Origin of the sequence: Asanoa sp. NPDC049475 (assembly GCF_040676915.1) — a bacterium.
In the GTDB taxonomy this organism is placed as follows: Bacteria; Actinomycetota; Actinomycetes; order Mycobacteriales; family Micromonosporaceae; genus Asanoa.
Map to the genome: position 1 here is coordinate 174,767 of NZ_JBFAPY010000001.1, position 17,454 is coordinate 192,220.

The window sequence follows — 17,454 nt, forward strand, 5'->3', positions numbered from 1 at the left end:
GGCGCACCTGATGGGTTACGACGACTCGATCTACCGGCGACGCGCGGGCGACATGGACCCGGGCCCGGCCGGCGACTACCGCGACGACTACTCGGCCGGTGACTATCCGTCCAACGAGTTCGGCGTCGGTGAGCTGCGGGCCACGGACACCGGCGACACCGGGCGGCAGGGTGTGTCCGCGGCGGTCCTCGACGACGTGTTCGACGACCCCGCGGACGGTGAGCCGGGCCGGGACCGGCTGGCCTTCCACATCGTCTGGGAGGTCGTGCTCCTGCTCGGCGTCGCCGGGGTTGGCTACCTGCTGCTCCGCGAAGACTCCGCAGCGTTGCGCGGCAATGCCCTCGAGCAACTTCTCGTCGCCGGCGCCGCCCTCGGTCTGCTCGCGATGGGCGCCGGGCTGACGCTGCGCGCCGGCGCCGTCAACCTGGCCCTCGGCCCGGTCGCGGTGGCCGCGGCCCTGCACTTCGCCGAGAACGGCGACCGGGGCATCGTGCCCACCATCGCCCAGGCCACGGTCGCCGCGCTCGTGCTGGGCGTGGCGGTCGCCGTCGTCGTGGTGGTCTTCCACGTGCCCGGCTGGGCGGCCAGCCTCGCCGCCGCCCTCGGCACGCTGGTGTTCATCCAGCGCCGGTCGGCGCCGGTCAACGTGCAGGGCGGGTTCGACCCCACCGACCACGCCCTCTACCTGTTCGTCGGCGTCGCGATCGTGGCGGTGCTCGGCGGGCTGCTCGGCACCGTCAAGTCCGTCCGCCGCTCGGTCGGCCGGTTCCGCCCGGTCGCCGACCCCGCCCGGCGCCGCGGCCCGGTGGCCGCGATGCTCACCGCCGGCGCCATCGTGCTGTCGATGCCGCTCGCGGCCGGTGCCGGGGTCCTGATCGCGGCCTCGTCCGACGGCCCCGTCGTGCCGGCCGGCGGGCTCGAATGGACGGGTCTCGCGGTCGGCGCCGCGCTGCTCGGTGGCACCAGCGCGTACGGCCGCCGGGGTGGGATCTTCGGCACGGTCCTGGCCGTCGCCCTGCTGGTCGTCGGCCAGCGCTATCTCGCCGAGCGCGGCTGGGAAGAGGTCACACCCGCCGCGCTGGGCGCCGGAGCGGTGGTCGTCGGCCTGGTGGTGACCCGCCTGGTCGAGACCTTCGGACGGCCGAAGTCGGCCGGCACCGACGAGACGCCGTGGCAGACGACCCAGCCGCGCGGCGGCACGCTCGGCGAGCGGACCGACTCGTGGTCGTCGCTCCCGGCGCAGCCCACCGAGAGCCGGGCCGACGCCTGGGACACCGAGCGCTGGAACAACGGCGAGCGCTGAGCGGGCTACGCTCGGATCATGACCGAATCGCCAGAGTTCGCCGCGCTCGACGCGCAGTCCACAGAGGAGCTGCGCGAGCGCGCGTTCCACGTCGCCCGCGAGCGCCTCGACGTGCGCTTCTTCTGGTCCGTGCTGCGCCACCTGCCGGACGCCCAGCCCGCCGCCGGACTGGAGCCCGACCTCAGCGCGACCGGTGGCTACATCGACGAAGCCGTCGCCCTGTTCCGCGAGGCCGAGGGCCACGATTTCGGCGAGCAGGAGCCGCTGCTGCGGGCCAAGTTCATCGACTATCTGCTCAAGCACGACAAATAGCTGTAGATACCCCCGGTAGGTTTCGTCGATGGATCCCGTCGGGAAATACCGGCGGCATGGCTCTCACCAACCGGTACAAGTCAGCTACCGGATCGGGCACGATCGCTGCCCTGGTCCTGGTGCTGGTCTTCGGTAGTCCCTGGTATCGCGACTGGGTCACTGACAACTACACCGATCAGACGGCGGGCGGCTGGTTCCTGCGGCTGCTGGCTTACCCCGCCTGGCGGTTCGACTCAGGTGACTCGCTCCAGGACGTGTTCGCCGACGACCTGCGCGCGATCCTCGTCGTGGTGCTCACGGCGCTGTTCCTCTACCTGCTGCCCGGCAGCCAGCTCGCCCGGGCGCGTGGCACGCTCAGCCAGTTCTTCGCCGGCTGGGGTGCGTTCGTCTTCGCCGGTGCCTTCGCCGGCCTCATCACCGCGCTGGTCCGCAGCAACCCGACGCTGCTGGCCGCCTTCGGTGCCGCCGGCCAGGGCGCCACGTACGGCCTCTTCGTCGGTTGGATCGTCGGCCTCGCCACCCTCGGCGGCTGGCGCGGCACCCGCAGCTGAACACGCGGACCCGGCGCCCTCCCCGCCGGGTCCGCGAAACCTCAGTCAGCCTCGGCCGGGTAGTCGATGCTCAGGATGCGATGCCGGCTGATCAGCCCCACCGTCCGCTCGCCGTCCTTGACCTCGGCGTAGTCGGCGTTGGCGACCAGCATCGCCGCCAGCGCGTCGTACAGCGAGATGCCGAGCTCCACGACCGGGATGCGGCCCTCGACGGCCACGGACCCGGGTGCGGTCAGCATGTCCTCGGTGACCGGCAGCACCGCCAGGCGGCGGATGCCGCGGTCCTTGCCGACGAACTCGCGGACGAACGGCGACGCGGGCTCGCCGAGCAGCTGCGCCGGGGTGCCGAACTGCTCCAGGTGGGCGCCCTGCGAGAGCACGACGATCCGGTCGCCCATCCGGACGGCCTCGTCGAGGTCGTGGGTGACCAGCACGACGGTCTTGCGCACCTCGGCCTGGAGGCGCAGGAACTCGCGCTGCAGACCGGAGCGCGCGATCGGGTCGACGGCGGAGAAGGGCTCGTCCATCAGCAGCACGACGGGGTCGGCGGCCAGCGCACGCGCGAAGCCGACCCGCTGGCGCTGGCCGCCGGAGAGCTCGTGCGGGTAGCGCTTGCCGTAGCGCGCGGGGTCGAGGCCGACCAAATCGAGCAGCTCGTCGGCGCGCTCGCGGATGCGCTGCTTGGGCCAGCCGAGCAGGCGGGGAACCGTACCCACGTTGGTGTGGATCGTCTGGTGGGGAAAGAGCCCGACGTTCTGGATGACGTAGCCGATCCGCCGCCGCAGGCGCACCGCGTCGGCGTCGGTGACGTCCTCGCCGTCGATCAGGATCTGGCCCGAGGTCGGCTCGATCAACCGGTTGATCATGCGGAGCACGGTCGACTTGCCGCAGCCGGACGGGCCGATCAGCACCACGAGCTCGCCCGCGTTGACGGACAGGTCGAGCTTGTCGACGGCGACGGTGCCGTCGGGGTACTGCTTGCGCACCTCCCGCAGCTCGATCGGCGCCGCCTTGCGATCGGCCGGCGCGCCGTTACCGCCTTCCGGGGTAGCGTCCACTCATGTCCCTCCGCGACCTGGCGTATCAGGATGCCGCCAATCCCTGGTTCTCCTGGGACTACATCCGGACCAACTCGAGCACCATCCTTGACGCTCTTGGCGAGCATGTCACGTTGACAGCCGAAGCCGTGGCGGTCGCCATGGTCGTCGCGGTGCCGCTGGGCGTCGTCGCGTACTGGTTCCGTCCGCTCAGCGGGCCCATCCTGGCGCTCTCGGGTGTGCTCTACACCATTCCCTCGCTGGCGCTGCTGGCCTTCATCGCGCCCGCGGTCGGCCCGACCAAGTCGACGTCGGTGCTGATCGGCCTGGTGCTCTACGCCCTGCTGCTGATCGTGCGCAACACGCTCGCGGGCCTCAACCAGGTGCCGAAGGAAGCGCAGGAAGCAGCGACCGGCATGGGGTACGGGCGGTTCGGGCGGCTGATGCGCGTCGACCTGCCCCTCGCGCTGCCGGGCATCCTCACCGGGCTGCGCCTGGCCACGGTGTCGACCGTGGCTCTCGTCACCATCGGCGCGCTGATCGGCAAGGGCGGGTTGGGCAACCTGATCCTCGGTGGGTTCCGCAACAACTTCTTCAAGGCCGAGATCACCACGGGCACGATCCTGTGTGTGCTGCTCGCCCTGCTGCTGGACCTGATCCTGATCGGGACCGGACGGCTGCTGACTCCGTGGACCAGGAGAGCCCGATGAACATCGTCGAGTCGGCGTGGGTCTACCTCAACGACCCGCTCAACTGGACCAACCCGGGCGGCATCCTGGACCGGCTCGGAGAGCACCTGACCATCTCGGCGGCCGCGGTGGCGATCGGCTGCGTGGTCGCGTGGCCGCTCGGCATCTGGCTCGGCCACGCCGGTCGCGGTGGCGGCCTGGTCGTGCTGCTGTCGGACCTGACGCTGGCGATCCCGACGATCGCGCTGCTGACCATCCTGCCGCTGACGTTCCTCGGCTTCGGCAAGCCGCCCATCATCGTGGCGCTGGCCGTGTTCGCCATCCCTCCGTTGCTCGCCAACGCGTACACCGGGATCAGGCAGGTCGACCCGGAGACCAGAGACGCGGCGAAGGGGATGGGTCTGTCCGGCCTCCAGTTGCTCCGGCGGGTCGAGCTGCCGCTGGCCGTGCCCTTTCTCGCGGCCGGGTTCCGCACCGCCGCCGTGCAGGTGGTCGCGACCACGGCGCTGGCGTCCTACGTCAACGGTGGCGGGTTGGGGCAGATCATCGCCGAGGGGTTCGGGCTGGGCATCGCGGCCGCGGGCGGGCAGATCCTGGCCGGCGGCGTGCTGGTCGCGGTGCTCGCGCTGGCCGTCGAGGGGATCCTCGCGCTGGTCGAGCGCCTGATCACGCCGGCGCCACTGCGGCCCATGCGGCGGAAAGCGGACCGCGAGACGATCGCGACTGGTGCGGCCTGACGGATTCCAGGCCGTCTAGCGGCTTTGGTGGTTAAAGTCCGTATTTGATGCCCGGAGTACTAGGGGCATTAGACGCGACAGTGACAATCCGATGACAACAGCCACAGTTTCTTGTCGGTCCCCACTGACACCATGTTGGGTGAGAAATCGCGGACGGGAAGCTTGTCCCTCCGTCCGTCGGACACGCGGCCGGCCCAGACGGGGTCGCGCCGGGACACGGAAGGCGGGCATTCATGCGCGCAGTTTCACGGCTCGCGACGGGGGCGGCAAGCGTCCTCTTCGTGGCTGGTCTTCTAGCGGGGTGCGGTGACGCCGGCTCGTCCGGCGCCCAGGCACCCGCGGCCACCGGCGGGGGTGCGGGTTGCGCCCCGGTCGCCGGTGACCAGCTCGTGGTCCTGCAGGACGACAAGAACCTGCAGAACAGCGACAACGTCGTCGCTGCCATCAACACCAAGGCGGCCACTCCCCAGGCCGTCGCGGCCACCAACAAGGTGGCGCAGTCGCTCGACACCCAGAAGCTGATCCAGCTCAACCGGGCGGTCGACGTCGAGCGCAAGACGCCGGCGGTGGCGGCGCAGGAGTTCGCGACCGCCAACAACCTGACCGCGGGCATCCCGACCGGTGCCAGCGGCAACATCATCGTCGGCGCGGCCAACTTCAGCGAGAACCAGACGCTCGGCGAGCTCTACAAGATCGCGCTGACCGCGGCCGGCTACAACGTGACGGTCCAGCAGATCGGCAACCGCGAGCTCTACGAGCCGGCGCTGGAGAAGGGCGACGTCCAGGTCGTTCCGGAATACGCGGCCTCGGCGCTCGACTTCCTCAACACGAAGGTCAACGGCGCCAACGCCCAGCCGCTCTCCTCACCCGACATCAACCAGACGATGGCCCAGCTCCGCCCGCTCGGGCAGAAGGTGGGCATCACGTTCGGTGAGCCGTCGGCCGCACAGGACCAGAACGCTTTCGCGGTCACCAAGGCGTTCTCCGACAAATACGGCGTGACCACGCTGTCGCAACTGGCGGAGAAGTGCTCCGGCTCGGCCACCGTCCTCGGCGGCCCGCCTGAGTGCCCGCAGCGCCCGAAGTGCCAGCAGGGTCTGGTCGCGACCTACAACTTCAACGCCGGCAAGTTCAGCTCGCTGGACGCCGGTGGTCCGCAGACGAAGAACGCGCTGCGCACCGGCGCGATCAGCGTCGGCCTGGTGCTGTCCTCCGACGGCGACCTGGCCACCTGACCCAACGCAACCCGGCAACGCGCCTCGGGGCCGGCCTTCCGACGCGGGAGGCCGGCCCCGAGCCGTTCTTACCCGCGGTGACCGGGCAATCGCCGTCGCGTGCCACCGGCGACGGCCATTCCGCTGGTCCGGATGTCTCGGTAGAATCACGACCCATGCCGAACACCGACGACGACGAAGAGCAGCCGCGGGGCCGTCCGCTGCTCAAGTTGTTGTTCTGGGGCGGCATCGGGCTCGCACCGATCGCGATGCTGCTCCTGCTCGTCTCCGACGGCAACGGCCCGCTGCGGATCGCCGCGGTGCTGGCCGTGCTCGCGGTCGTCCTGATCGGACTGTCGATCGGGCTGCGCGGCGATGCCGACTCCGTCCGGGTCGAGCTCGAGGACATGGTCGCCGACGAGATCGACGGGCTGCAGGGCGACGTGCGCCGCGACATCGAGACCGCGGCTCGGGCCACCCACCGGCAGTTCAGCGAGAAGCTCCAGGCTCTGCAGCAGTCCGTCGACGCGATGCGCGCGCAGCTCGACGCCCAGCGGGCCGGCCCGCGCCCGCCCGCGGTCGGCGTGCCGGCACAGGCACAGCCGCAGGCACGCGACCAGGGCACCGCGCAGGCCGGCACCTACGGCACCGGTGCGGCCCAGGGCGGCGCGACCTACGGGCGCGCCGAGGGCGCCACCTACGGCGGAGGACGCGCGGGAGCCGCGTACGGCGGTGGCGAAGGCGGCGCCTACGGCCGCGAGAACGCCGACGACGAACGTGCCGCCAACCCGCAGCCGGTCATGGCGTCCACGAGCCGGACCTACGGCGCCCCCGCTGAGGGCACGGCCACCGGCTCGGCCCGGCCGCCCCGGGCGCGGGTGCCCGGCGGCGTCGTCCGGCACACCGAGACCGTCCAGGTCACCACCCGCCACACGGTGGTCGACGGACGCGGCGGTGGAGGCACGTACGGCACCGGCGACGTCTACGGCGACCGCTACCGGGACGAGAACCGCTACGGCGACGGCAACCGGTACGGCGACGACAACCGCTACGGCGATGACAACCGCTACGGCGACGGCAACCGTTATGGCGACGACGACCGGTCCGGTGGCGAGTACGGCGGCGGCACCTACGGCAGCCGGCGCGGCCAGGACGACGACGCCGACTACGACAGCGGTGGCTTTGGGCGCCGCCGGCGGGCCGACGACGAGCCGCCCGCCGCCTGGGGCTCAGGCGGAGAGGAGTCGTTCACCGACCGCCGGTTGCGCGAGCTACGCGCTGACCAGCCGGCGATCGAGCGCGGCGAGGCACCCTCGTACGACGACCAGTGGTCCTCCCGCGGCGGCGACCGCTGGGCCACGGTCCGCTCCGACGACCGCGGCCGTGAGCTGCGGATGGGCGAGCGGCGCGCGAGCGTCCGGGCCGACGAGTCCGGCACGGAGTATCGGGTCGAGGACCGCTGGGCCGCGGTCCGCCGCGACGACGACCGCCCGGCCGACGGGCCAGGCGCCTGGTACGCCGACGCCTGGCAGGGCGAGCAGTCCCGCGGCACCTACGGCCGTGGCCAGGACAACGCGGCCGGCGGCGAGTGGGGTCGACGCGGCGCCGATCGCGACGCCTCCTGGGGCCGGGGCGCCTACGACGACGACCGTGGCGGCGACGACCGCTGGCGCTGACGCGCTACTTGTCGATGTCGCCGACCACGAAGAACATCGAGCCCAGGATCGCGATCAGGTCCGGCACGAGGCAACCGGGCAGCAGCGTGCTCAGCGCCTGCACGTTGGCGTACGACGCGGTGCGCAGCTTCATCCGCCACGGGGTCTTCTCGCCCCGGGACACCAGGTAGTAGCCGTTGATCCCGAGCGGGTTCTCGGTCCACGCGTACGTGTGCCCCTCCGGCGCCTTGACCACCTTGGGCAGCCGCACGTTGACCGGCCCGGTCAGCTGGTCGACCCGGTCCAGGCACTCCTGCGCGAGGTCCAGTGACACGTACACCTGGTCCAGCAGCACCTCGAACCGCGAGTGGCAGTCACCGGCCGTGCGGGTCACCACCGGCACCGACAGCTCGCCGTACGCCAGGTAGGGCTCGTCGCGGCGCAGGTCGAGGTCGAGGCCGGAGGCCCGGCCGACCGGACCGGACGCACCGTAGGCCGCCGCCTGCTCGGCCGTCAGCACCCCGACGCCGACCGTACGGGCCAGGAAGATCTCGTTGCGTCGGATCAGGTTGTCGAGGTCGGGCAGCCGGCGCCGGACCTCGCCGATCGCCTCCCGCGCCCGCCGGGTCCAACCGGCCGGCACCTCTTCCTTGAGGCCGCCGACCCGGTTGAACATGTAGTGCATCCGGCCGCCGGAGACCTCTTCCATGACCGTCTGGAGCGTCTCGCGCTCGCGGAACGCGTAGAAGACGGGCGTGATCGCGCCGATCTCCAGCGGGTACGAGCCCAGGAACATGAGGTGGTTGAGCACCCGGTTGAGCTCGGCGAGGGCGGTGCGCAGCCACACGGCGCGTTCGGGCACCTCGATGCCCATCAGCCGCTCGACCGCGAGCACCACGCCGAGCTCGTTGGAGAACGCCGACAGCCAGTCGTGCCGGTTGGCCAGCACGATGATCTGCCGGTAGTCGCGCACCTCGAACAGCTTCTCCGCGCCCCGGTGCATGTAGCCGACGATCGGCTCGCAGGAGACGACCCGTTCGCCGTCGAGCACGAGCCGCAGCCGGAGCACGCCGTGCGTCGAGGGGTGCTGGGGACCGATGTTGAGCACCATGTCGGCGGTGTCGAGCCCGGCACCGGTGCCGACGGTCACCTCACGAAGATCCGACATACGCGCCATCGTCCCACGTCCAGTCTTCGATACCCACCGGCTGGAACAGCCACCAGTGGTCGCCCAGGCCACCGGGCGCGGTCAGCTCCGCCGCGGCAGAAGCCGCCGCCAGCGCTCGCACGTATCCGGTGGGGTCGGTGCTCGCCAGGCTGATCGGTGGCCGGCCGCCGTCGGCGCCGAGCGCCTTCAGCGCCTGCCGCTGGGTCATCAGCTGGTACGGGCGCCCGGCGCGCCCCGAACCGGCGAGCGCCACGGCGTCTACGGCGACGTGCGCCGTCACGTCCCGGGTCCCGTCCGGCACCGGCGGCACCTGCCGCCCGTCGCGGTATCCGGTGAGCGTGCCGTCGAACGGCCGCCGGTCGAGCAGGTGCCCGTAGTCGACGGCGACCGCCAGCCCGCGCTCGACGGCACCGACGGCGCCGGCCCACGCCTCGTCCCGGCTCCGTCCGACCTCCCGCCGCCCGATCTCGTGCCGGGACCCGGCCGGCCACCAGCGGTCGAGCCAGGCGGCGTCGGCCGGTTCGACCGGACCGCCGGGTCGCTCGTCACCCGTCGCCGGGTCGACCTCCAGATAAAAGTCGCCGTCGACCACGTCGAGCGGCACGTTGTCGAGCCACTCGGTGGCGATCAGCAGCCCGGTGATCCCTTCCGGCGGCGCCGCCAGCCAGTCGATCTCGTCGGGCAGGAACGGCGGCCGCGGCGCGACCTCGACGGCGACCGGGCGCAGCCGGTCGCGCAGGTGGGTCGGCGCGCCTCCCAGCACCCCGGTGAGCAGCTCGCCCCGGCCCGCGCCGACATCGACAAAGTCCAGCCGCCCGGGCCGCCCGAGCGCCTCGTCGACCTGGCCGAGCAGCCGCAGCACCGCCGCGGCCAGGACCGGTGAGGCGTTGGCGCTGGTGCGGAAGTGGCCGGCCGGCCCGGCACCGGAGACGAAGAATCCGCCCGGCCCGTAGAGAGCGCGCGACATCGCCGCAGACCAGCGCATCAAAGCAGCCTAGTAGGGGATAAACCTGCCCGTGAAAGTCTTCACACATGCTGTGTCCGGTCTGTTTCCGGATCGCATACTTGATGTTGACCGGTACCTAACCTACGTGGACTGGATCAATATGAGCGCACTGCAGCGCCAAACCGTCGGCATCATCGGCACCGGCCGCGTCGGCGCCGTGCTCGGCGCCGCTCTTCGCGCCGCGGGCCACGACGTGGTCGCCGCGTCCGCGGCCTCGGCCGGCGCCCGGGGCCGGATCGCCCGCCTGTTGCCCGGCACCCCGGTGTTGCCCGCCGACGAGGTGGCCGCCGCTGCCAGCGACCTGTTGATCATCGCGGTCCCCGACGACGCGCTGGGTGACCTGGTCGCCGGCCTGGCCGCGACCGGCGCGCTGCGCCCCGGCCAGGTCGTCCTGCACACCTCGGGGGCGCACGGGCTGGCCGTCCTCGGTGCGGCCGCGATCGCCGGCGCCCGTCCGCTGGCCCTGCACCCGGCGATGACCTTCACCGGCACGGCCGCCGATCTCGACCGGCTGGTCGGCATCTCGTACGGCATCACCGCGCCGGCCGACCTCAAGGCGTTCGCCGAGGACCTGGTGCACGACCTCGGCGGCCAGCCCGAGTGGGTGGCAGAGGACGACCGCGCGCTCTATCACGCCGCGCTCGCACACGGGGCGAACCACCTGGTCACGCTCGTCAACGAGGCGATGGACCGGCTGAGCGACGCCGGTGTCGTCTACCCGGAGAAGGTCATCGGCCCGCTGCTGCACGCCGCGCTCGACAACACGCTGCGGATGCGCGACGCGGCGCTGACCGGCCCGGTCTCGCGTGGCGACGCCGGCACCGTCGCCCGCCACGTGGCCGCGATCGAGGCGACCGCGCCGAACTCCGTACCCGCGTACGTCGCCATGGCTCGCCGCACCGCGGACCGGGCCATCGCCGCGGGCCAGTTGCGTCCGCACGACGCCGAGGCCCTGCTCGGCGTGCTGGCCAGCAACCGTCCGGAGCGGGTCGCGTGAAGCTCGTCGAGACCCGGGCCGACCTGGCCACCGCCCGCGCGGCCCTGCCCGGCTCAGTCGCCGTCGTGCTGACCATGGGCGCCCTGCACGCGGGGCACGAGGCGCTGCTACGCGCCGCGCGGTCCAGCGCCGACTCGGTCATCGCCACGATCTTCGTCAACCCGCTCCAGTTCGGACCCAACGAGGACTTCGACCGCTATCCGCGCACGATGGAAGCCGACCTGGAGATGTGCCGGCGCACCGGCGTCGACCTGGTCTTCGCGCCGCACCGCGACGAGGTCTACCCCGGCGGCGAACCGCACGTGCGGGTCAACCCCGGCCCGCTGGGTGAGCTGCTCGAAGGCGCCAGCCGGCCCGGCTTCTTCCACGGTGTGCTCACCGTGGTGCTCAAGCTCTTCAACCTGGTCCGGCCGGATCTCGCGTTCTTCGGCGAGAAGGACTACCAGCAGCTCACGCTGATCCGCCGGATGGTGCTCGACGTCAACCTGCCGATCGAGGTGCGCGGCGTGCCGACCGTGCGGGAGGCCGACGGCCTGGCGCTGTCGAGCCGCAACCGTTACCTGACCGAGTCGGAGCGCCTGGCCGCCCTGCGCCTCTCGGCCGCCCTGCGGGCCGGCGCGGCCGCCGCCGTGGCCGGTGCGGACGCCGACGGCGCGCTGGCCGCGGCACATCGGATCTTCGCCGACGGTACGACCGCCGTGGAACTCGACTACCTGGTGCTGCTCGACCCCGACCTCGGCCCGCCACCCGGCCATGGACCAGCGCGGATGCTGGTCGCCGCGAAGGTCGGCGCCACCCGTCTGATCGACAACACACCGATCGATCTTGGTTGATCGCTAACCTGGCGTGACCACCCGGTTGCGCTCCGCCGTCCTGATGTGCTCTGGTTAGGACAGCACAGCGCCCGGGGTCCCTGGGGAGGACGCGATGCGTCGATGGACGGCAGCGGTCGTGGTGTTGGTTCTGAGCAGCGCCGCGTGCGGCACGGACGGCGGTGGGGGAGGCGGCTCGGCAGCCGCACCGGCACCGCCGGTGGTGGCGAGCCCGTCGCCGCCGCGCTGTCACGTCCAGGTGGCCGCACGCACGGCCGATGCCCTCGACGGCACCGTCGACTGTGCTGAGTCGCACCAGTCCGAGACCATTCACTCCGGCACGTTCACCGGTGCCGCGGCGGACGCCGCGAAGGTCTTCGGCGAGTGCGACAAACAAGCGGCCAGCACGCTCGGCGCCGACTGGCGCACGGCCCGGCTCCGGCTCGACGTGGTCGTGCCGACGTCGGCGGCGTGGGAGGCGGGCCAACGCTGGTACCGCTGCGACCTGGTCGAGCTCACCGGCGTCGGTCCGGACGGGAAGGTCGCGGCCCGCACCGGCAGCCTCGCCGGCGCGCTGACCGACGACTCGCCACTGCTGCTGCGGTGCGCGCTGGTCAAGCTCGACAAGCGCAGCAACGTCGAGACGGTCGCCGACAGCGCCTGCGACGCCAAGCACGAGGGCGAGTTCGCCGGGGTCTGGACAGCGCCCGGCAAGGTGCCCTACCCGGTCAAGGACCGCGACTACGTGCCGTTCTACGAGGGCTGCCTCAAGACCATCGCCGCGTACGTGAAGATGCCGTACGAGCCGGGTTTCGCGGCCCGGACCGGCTACATCCCGGTGATGGCCGCCAAGGACGCGTGGAAGCTGGGTGACCGCGGCGTCCGCTGTTTCATCTGGATCCGGTTCCGGCCGCTGACGGCATCGATGAAGGGCGTCGGCGAGAAGGGCTTCCCGGCCAACGTCGGCCGGCCGAGTTAGCCCGCCCACGTTTCCGTGCTCCGGGCGGACACCCGATGATCTGACAGGGTTCACTGAACAGATGGACCCCCGTGTCGCGGAGTTGCCGGAACTGCCTCGACGCCTCGCCGGCCCGGAGCCGGGCTGGGCCGAGTCGACCGACGTGGTGGTGGTCGGCTCGGGCATCGCCGGGCTGACCGCGGCGCTGCACCTGCGTGCGGCCGGCCGCCACGTCACAGTGGTCACCAAGGAGAACATCGACGACGGTTCGACCCGCTGGGCACAGGGCGGGATCGCGGCGGTCCTCGACCCGTTCGACACCCCCGAGGCGCACGCCGCCGACACCGAGATCGCCGGCGTCGGGCTGTGTGACCCGGCCGCGGTGCGGGTGCTGGTCGAGGAGGGCCCGACCAGGGTCCGCGAGCTGATGCGGCTGGGCGCGGAGTTCGACCGCAACCCGGACGGCTCGCTGATGCTCACCCGGGAGGGCGGCCACCACGCCAACCGGATCGTGCACGCCGGCGGCGACGCGACCGGCGCCGAGGTGCAGCGCGCGCTGCACGCCGCGGTCCGGCGCGACCCGTGGATCCGGGTGGTCGACCACGCGCTGGTGCTCGACCTGCTCACCGACGCGTCCGGTCGGGCCTGCGGCATCACCCTGCACGTGCTCGGCGAGGGCACCGAGGACGGAGTCGGGGCGATCATGGCCCGCGCGGTCGTGCTGGCCACCGGCGGCATGGGCCAGGTCTTCGCGTCGACCACCAACCCCGTCGTGTCCACCGGAGACGGTGTCGCCCTGGCCATCCGGGCCGGCGCCGAGGTGACTGACGTCGAGTTCGTGCAGTTCCACCCGACCGCGCTCTACCTCGGTGGCGGTGACGACCGGCGGGCTCAGCAGCCGCTGGTCAGCGAGGCCCTGCGCGGAGAGGGCGCCCACCTCGTCGACGCCGACGGCAAGCGGTTCATGGTCGGGCAGCACGACCTGGCCGAGCTCGCCCCGCGCGACGTGGTCGCCAAGGGCATCCACCGGGTGATGCTGGCCAACGGCACCGACCACGTCTATCTCGACGCCCGACACCTGGGCGGCGACTTCCTGGCCCGGCGGTTCCCGACGATCGTGGCGTCGTGCCTGGCGGCGGGCGTCGACCCGGCCACCGAGCCGATCCCGGTCGCACCGGCGGCGCACTACGCCAGCGGCGGCGTCCGCACCGACCTGCACGGCCGCACCTCCATCCCCGGGCTCTACGCCTGCGGCGAGGTGGCCTGCACCGGCGTGCACGGCGCCAACCGGCTGGCCAGCAACTCGCTGCTCGAAGGCCTGGTGTTCGCCAGGCGGATCGCCGACCACATCGCGGGCGACCTGCCGGAGCAGTCCGAGGCGGCCCCGGCGACCGGCCCGGCCTGGGTGCTCGACCCGGGCGTCCGGCCCGCGCTGCAACGGGCGATGAGCCGGGGCGCCGGGGTGCTGCGCTCGGCCGGCTCGCTGGCCGCGACCGCCGGCACGATCGTCGGGCTGGGCGCGACCCGCGGTCGCCCGGCAACCGCGAGCTGGGAGGCGACCAACCTGGTGACCGTGGCCGCGGCGCTGGTCGCCTCGGCCACAGCTCGGGAGGAGACGCGCGGCTGCCATTGGCGCGAGGACTTCCCCGCGGCCCGTGACGAGTGGCTCGGCCACCTCTTCCCCGCCTTGGACGGCGCGGGGATCCCGACCCTCACCTGGGAGGCGTGATGTTGCCGCAGTGGATCGTCGACGACCTGCGGGCCAAGGGGCTCGACCCGGCCGAGGTCGAGCGGGTGGTGCGCGGCGCCCTGGACGAAGACCTTGGGCCGGAGCACCGCGACGTGACCAGCGAGGCGACCATACCGGCGGAGCAGGTCGACACCGCCGACGTGATGGCCCGGGCCAACGGCGTGGTGGCCGGGCTCCCGGTGGCGGCCGCGGTGTTCGCACTGGCCGGCGCGACCACGCCCGAGATCGTGCTGAAGGCCCGCGACGGCGACGCGGTCTGCGCCGGTGACCTGCTGGCCACCGTGACCGGGCCGACCCGCACCCTGCTCACCGCCGAGCGCACCGCGCTCAACCTGCTCAGCCGCCTCTCCGGGGTGGCGACGCACACCCGACGGTGGGCGGACGCGCTCGCCGGCACCAAGGCGATGGTGCTCGACACCCGCAAGACCACCCCGGGGCTACGGGCGTTGGAGAAGTACGCCGTTCGCGCCGGCGGTGGCACCAACAAGCGGATGGGCCTCTACGACGTCGCCATGATCAAGGACAACCACAAGCTGGCCGCGGGCAGCGTCGCCGAGGCGTACCGCCGGGTCCGGGAGGCCTTCCCCGACGTTCCGGTGCAGGTCGAGGTCACCACCGTCGAGGAGGCGATCGAGGCTGTCGACACCGGTGCCGATTTCCTGCTCTGCGACAACATGTCGCCGGCGGTCCTCCGCGAGGTGGTCGCCGCGGTGGGTGACCGGGCGGAGCTCGAGGCCACGGGCGGACTCACTCTGGAGGTCGCACCGGCGTACGCCGCCACCGGCGTCGACTACCTTTCCGTAGGGGCCTTGACGCATTCGTCACCTATCTTGGACATCGCACTCGATCTTCGCCCGCCGCACCTGAGCCGGAGCTGACCCCACATGCTGCTGTGCATCGACATCGGTAACACCAACACGGTGCTCGCCACGTTCGACGGCGACAAGTTGGTGCACAACTGGCGGATCAAGACCGACGCCAGGTCGACGGCCGACGAGCTCGGGCTGATGTTCCGCGGCCTGCTGGCGGGTGACGCGGTCGAGATCACCGGGGTGGCGGCGTGCTCGACCGTGCCGGCCGCGCTGCGCTCGTTGCGCACCATGCTGGCCCGCTACTACGGCGACCTGCCCAACGTGATCGTCGAGCCCGGCGTGAAGACCGGGGTGCAGCTCGCCATCGACAACCCGAAGGAGGTCGGCTCCGACCGGGTGGTCAACACCCTGGCGGCGTACACCCTGTTCGGGGGTCCGTCGATCGTGGTCGACTTCGGCACCACCACCAACTTCGACGTGATCAGCGCCCGCGGTGAGTTCCTCGGTGGTGCGTTCGCGCCCGGCATCGAGATCTCGTTCGACGCGCTGGCCGCCCGGGCCGCCCAGCTCCGCAAGGTCGAGCCGGCCAAGCCCCGATCGGTGATCGGCAAGAACACCGTCGAGTGCCTCCAGGCCGGCCTATATTTCGGGTTCGCCGGTCAGGTCGACCACATCGTCGACCGGATGACCGAGGAGCTCGGCTCGGTCAAGGCGGTGATCGCCACGGGCGGGCTGGCGCCGGTGGTGCTCGGCGAATGCCGCACCATCACCCACCACGAGCCGATGATCACGCTGATCGGCCTGCGGATGGTCTACGAGCGCAACGTCGACGCGCGGTAGACGACCGTCCGGTAGGGCAGCGGGAAGGAATCCCGACCGATCAGGTCGGGATGTGTCTCGGCGAGGTCGGTCAGTTCCGCCTCGAACCGTTTCCGGATGTCCGGCCCGGCGGTCAGGTAATAGGAGCGGGTAGTCATCATTTCCACCAGTTGGGCACTGGTGAGCGACGTCTCGTGGCTGAATTCCCGGTGCTCCACCGCGGCGTACGCGGCCCCGAACGTGGCCGGTCGGTCGTGTTCCCGGTCACCGGCGGCAGTGGCGATCACGTCGAGTGCCGCGACCCACGGCTCCCGCCGGTCACGCAGGTTCCACACGGCCGCGAAATAACCACCGGGACGCAGCACCCGCGCCGCTTCGGCGTGTGCCAGATCCGGATCGAACCAGTGGTACGCCTGACCGGCGATCACCGCGTCGACACTTCCGTCGGGTAATGGAATGTCTTCGGCGCTGCCCGCCAACGCGGTTCGGCCGTCGGTCGTGACTGCCAGTTGCGCGCGCATTTCCGGATCGGGTTCGACGGCGGTCACGTCGTAGCCGGCGGCGATCAGGCCGCGGGTGAGTATGCCGGTGCCGGCACCGAGGTCCACCACGGTGCGGGGTGCCGGGCCGCCGACCGCCCATTCGAGCGCCGCGCGCGGATAGGGCGGGCGGAATCGGTCGTACTGCACCGCAACCGCTCCGAACGACAGGGCCTTGCGCTTCTTGGCATCCATCGAGGCGGAGCGTACCGCAGCTATTCGTGACCGACGGCAATGTGTCAGCCACCCATCCCGGTCCGATCCACGAGATTTCGATCAGAGCGTGACGCGCCTAACACGGCCCCGTTCACTGCGGCGGCGCGAATCCACCACGCTCTGTCGTGCAATCGGAAACGGAGCGCCCGGCCCAGCCTGACGAATTAACGAAAAAGCAAGACTCGGCCCTTGATTCTGCCGTCCTATTGACCGATCGCGCGCCGAACGGGCTATTGTGCTCTTGTTTGTGGGAGGGACCACGCGAAAGGACAACGGCCCGTGGCCAAGCAGATCATTCACAAGCTGGTCGACGACATCGACGGTGGCGACGCCGATGAGACGGTGAAGTTCGCCCTCGACGGTGTTCAGTACGAGATCGACCTCTCGAAGAAGAACGCCGACAAATTGCGGAACGCAATCGCGCCCTACCTGGCGGCCGGCTCCAAGGTGGGTCGGGGCGGGGTCGTGGTTGGCGGGCGCGCGGCTCGTGGTCGTGGCGGTGCTGCCGCCGACCGTGAGCAGAACAAGGCCATTCGCGCCTGGGCCAAGAAGGAAGGCAAGGACATCTCCGACCGGGGCAGGATCCCGCAGGAGATCGTCGACGAGTACCACGCGAAGGCCGGTCGTTAGGCAGGAAACGTTCGCTGGGCGGGGACCCCTCCCTGTTGACCGCACCGCGCGGTCGGCCGTCCCCGCCCCGGCCGTTGCTTTAGACGTTTGTCCGGTTTTGTGGGCCTGATACCGGTCCCTTGTCACACCGAACGCTCTTGATCTTCATGAATCAAAACCTCGCCGTGTTCGCTCTGCGCGTAGACGTTCCTACCCGGGAACACCCGATAAGCGTGCAGAGTTGGCAGATACGTCGCGGACAGGGGTCAG

General features: G+C 71.5%; 18 protein-coding genes. 14 read left to right on the top strand and 4 right to left on the bottom strand.

Annotation, left to right across the window (positions count from 1 at the left end; genetic code table 11):
* The first annotated feature begins 10 nt into the window (after positions 1 to 10).
* Genes AB0J88_RS00830 through AB0J88_RS00840 form a run of 3 tightly spaced genes read left to right on the top strand, consistent with a single transcriptional unit; the run spans position 11 to position 2,166 of the window.
* Entirely contained in the window at positions 11 to 1,303 is a 1,293-nt protein-coding gene (locus AB0J88_RS00830) for an ABC transporter permease (RefSeq protein ID WP_364354339.1), read from the top strand.
* Between the two features lie 18 nt (positions 1,304 to 1,321).
* Complete coding sequence (locus tag AB0J88_RS00835; protein ID WP_089255779.1) at positions 1,322 to 1,615, top strand: hypothetical protein; 294 nt, start codon at positions 1,322 to 1,324, stop codon at positions 1,613 to 1,615.
* Positions 1,616 to 1,671: 56 nt separating this feature from the next.
* Entirely contained in the window at positions 1,672 to 2,166 is a 495-nt protein-coding gene (locus AB0J88_RS00840; protein ID WP_364354342.1) for a hypothetical protein, read from the top strand.
* 41 nt (positions 2,167 to 2,207) lie between these two features.
* Here AB0J88_RS00840 and AB0J88_RS00845 read toward each other — a convergent pair whose 3' ends face one another.
* The gene (locus AB0J88_RS00845) at positions 2,208 to 3,224 is read right to left on the bottom strand and encodes an ATP-binding cassette domain-containing protein (RefSeq protein WP_364354345.1); all 1,017 of its coding nucleotides are present in this window, start codon (positions 3,222 to 3,224) and stop codon (positions 2,208 to 2,210) included.
* A gap of 2 nt (positions 3,225 to 3,226) precedes the next feature.
* On the opposite strand from AB0J88_RS00845, the gene AB0J88_RS00850 reads away from it, so the two are divergent.
* From AB0J88_RS00850 to AB0J88_RS00865, 4 genes are all read left to right on the top strand, one after another.
* On the top strand, positions 3,227 to 3,913 hold the full coding sequence (locus tag AB0J88_RS00850) for an ABC transporter permease (RefSeq protein WP_364354348.1): 687 nt from the start codon (positions 3,227 to 3,229) through the stop codon (positions 3,911 to 3,913).
* Positions 3,910 to 4,629, top strand: coding sequence for an ABC transporter permease (locus AB0J88_RS00855; protein WP_364354351.1), 720 nt, complete (start codon positions 3,910 to 3,912; stop codon positions 4,627 to 4,629). The genes AB0J88_RS00850 and AB0J88_RS00855 overlap by 4 nt, the downstream gene beginning before the upstream one ends.
* A 281-nt stretch (positions 4,630 to 4,910) precedes the next feature.
* Positions 4,911 to 5,864 (top strand): glycine betaine ABC transporter substrate-binding protein, encoded by a 954-nt coding sequence (locus tag AB0J88_RS00860; protein ID WP_364354354.1) that lies wholly within the window; start codon positions 4,911 to 4,913, stop codon positions 5,862 to 5,864.
* A gap of 155 nt (positions 5,865 to 6,019) precedes the next feature.
* The gene (locus AB0J88_RS00865) at positions 6,020 to 7,519 is read left to right on the top strand and encodes a hypothetical protein (RefSeq protein WP_364354357.1); all 1,500 of its coding nucleotides are present in this window, start codon (positions 6,020 to 6,022) and stop codon (positions 7,517 to 7,519) included.
* 4 nt (positions 7,520 to 7,523) lie between these two features.
* Here AB0J88_RS00865 and AB0J88_RS00870 read toward each other — a convergent pair whose 3' ends face one another.
* Together AB0J88_RS00870 and AB0J88_RS00875 are read right to left on the bottom strand one after the other, a co-directional pair.
* Positions 7,524 to 8,675 carry an NADH-quinone oxidoreductase subunit D gene (locus tag AB0J88_RS00870; RefSeq protein ID WP_364354360.1) on the bottom strand — a complete coding sequence of 384 codons (1,152 nt, stop codon included), beginning with the start codon at positions 8,673 to 8,675 and terminating at the stop codon, positions 7,524 to 7,526.
* Complete coding sequence (locus AB0J88_RS00875) at positions 8,650 to 9,651, bottom strand: SAM-dependent methyltransferase (protein WP_364354363.1); 1,002 nt, start codon at positions 9,649 to 9,651, stop codon at positions 8,650 to 8,652. The genes AB0J88_RS00870 and AB0J88_RS00875 overlap by 26 nt, the downstream gene beginning before the upstream one ends.
* A 121-nt stretch (positions 9,652 to 9,772) precedes the next feature.
* Between AB0J88_RS00875 and AB0J88_RS00880 the strand changes: the two genes are divergently transcribed.
* The 6 genes from AB0J88_RS00880 (at position 9,773) to AB0J88_RS00905 (ending at position 15,841) form a co-directional block, all read left to right on the top strand.
* Positions 9,773 to 10,669, top strand: coding sequence for a DUF2520 domain-containing protein (locus AB0J88_RS00880; protein ID WP_364354366.1), 897 nt, complete (start codon positions 9,773 to 9,775; stop codon positions 10,667 to 10,669).
* A complete protein-coding gene (gene panC, locus AB0J88_RS00885; protein ID WP_364354369.1) occupies positions 10,666 to 11,502 on the top strand; it encodes a pantoate--beta-alanine ligase in 837 nt (278 codons plus the stop codon). Before AB0J88_RS00880 ends, panC begins: the two co-directional genes overlap by 4 nt.
* 94 nt (positions 11,503 to 11,596) lie before the next feature.
* Positions 11,597 to 12,460, top strand: a complete 864-nt coding sequence (locus tag AB0J88_RS00890) for a septum formation family protein (protein WP_364354372.1) — start codon at positions 11,597 to 11,599, stop codon at positions 12,458 to 12,460.
* A gap of 61 nt (positions 12,461 to 12,521) precedes the next feature.
* Entirely contained in the window at positions 12,522 to 14,168 is a 1,647-nt protein-coding gene (locus AB0J88_RS00895) for an L-aspartate oxidase (RefSeq protein ID WP_364354375.1), read from the top strand.
* Complete coding sequence (nadC, locus tag AB0J88_RS00900) at positions 14,168 to 15,067, top strand: carboxylating nicotinate-nucleotide diphosphorylase (RefSeq protein ID WP_364354378.1); 900 nt, start codon at positions 14,168 to 14,170, stop codon at positions 15,065 to 15,067. Before AB0J88_RS00895 ends, nadC begins: the two co-directional genes overlap by 1 nt.
* A 6-nt stretch (positions 15,068 to 15,073) precedes the next feature.
* A complete protein-coding gene (locus AB0J88_RS00905; RefSeq protein ID WP_089255807.1) occupies positions 15,074 to 15,841 on the top strand; it encodes a type III pantothenate kinase in 768 nt (255 codons plus the stop codon).
* On the opposite strand, the gene AB0J88_RS00910 is transcribed toward AB0J88_RS00905, so the two are convergent.
* Complete coding sequence (locus AB0J88_RS00910; protein ID WP_364354381.1) at positions 15,814 to 16,554, bottom strand: methyltransferase domain-containing protein; 741 nt, start codon at positions 16,552 to 16,554, stop codon at positions 15,814 to 15,816. The two genes, AB0J88_RS00905 and AB0J88_RS00910, sit on opposite strands and share 28 nt — an antisense overlap.
* A gap of 300 nt (positions 16,555 to 16,854) precedes the next feature.
* Between AB0J88_RS00910 and AB0J88_RS00915 the strand changes: the two genes are divergently transcribed.
* Entirely contained in the window at positions 16,855 to 17,205 is a 351-nt protein-coding gene (locus AB0J88_RS00915; protein ID WP_089255811.1) for an Lsr2 family protein, read from the top strand.
* Positions 17,206 to 17,454 lie beyond the last annotated feature (249 nt).

Bases quoted from the DNA above. Each gene is read 5' to 3' on its own strand.
- AB0J88_RS00830 (WP_364354339.1), top strand. From the start codon at position 11: ATGGGTTACGACGACTCGATCTACCGGCGACGCGCGGGCGACATGGAC.
- AB0J88_RS00835 (WP_089255779.1), top strand. From the start codon at position 1,322: ATGACCGAATCGCCAGAGTTCGCCGCGCTCGACGCGCAGTCCACAGAG.
- AB0J88_RS00840 (WP_364354342.1), top strand. From the start codon at position 1,672: ATGGCTCTCACCAACCGGTACAAGTCAGCTACCGGATCGGGCACGATC.
- AB0J88_RS00850 (WP_364354348.1), top strand. From the start codon at position 3,227: ATGTCCCTCCGCGACCTGGCGTATCAGGATGCCGCCAATCCCTGGTTC.
- AB0J88_RS00855 (WP_364354351.1), top strand. From the start codon at position 3,910: ATGAACATCGTCGAGTCGGCGTGGGTCTACCTCAACGACCCGCTCAAC.
- AB0J88_RS00865 (WP_364354357.1), top strand. From the start codon at position 6,020: ATGCCGAACACCGACGACGACGAAGAGCAGCCGCGGGGCCGTCCGCTG.
- AB0J88_RS00870 (WP_364354360.1), bottom strand. From the start codon at position 8,675: ATGGCGCGTATGTCGGATCTTCGTGAGGTGACCGTCGGCACCGGTGCC.
- AB0J88_RS00875 (WP_364354363.1), bottom strand. From the start codon at position 9,651: ATGCGCTGGTCTGCGGCGATGTCGCGCGCTCTCTACGGGCCGGGCGGA.
- AB0J88_RS00880 (WP_364354366.1), top strand. From the start codon at position 9,773: ATGAGCGCACTGCAGCGCCAAACCGTCGGCATCATCGGCACCGGCCGC.
- AB0J88_RS00890 (WP_364354372.1), top strand. From the start codon at position 11,597: ATGCGTCGATGGACGGCAGCGGTCGTGGTGTTGGTTCTGAGCAGCGCC.
- AB0J88_RS00895 (WP_364354375.1), top strand. From the start codon at position 12,522: ATGGACCCCCGTGTCGCGGAGTTGCCGGAACTGCCTCGACGCCTCGCC.
- nadC (WP_364354378.1), top strand. From the start codon at position 14,168: ATGTTGCCGCAGTGGATCGTCGACGACCTGCGGGCCAAGGGGCTCGAC.
- AB0J88_RS00905 (WP_089255807.1), top strand. From the start codon at position 15,074: ATGCTGCTGTGCATCGACATCGGTAACACCAACACGGTGCTCGCCACG.
- AB0J88_RS00910 (WP_364354381.1), bottom strand. From the start codon at position 16,554: ATGGATGCCAAGAAGCGCAAGGCCCTGTCGTTCGGAGCGGTTGCGGTG.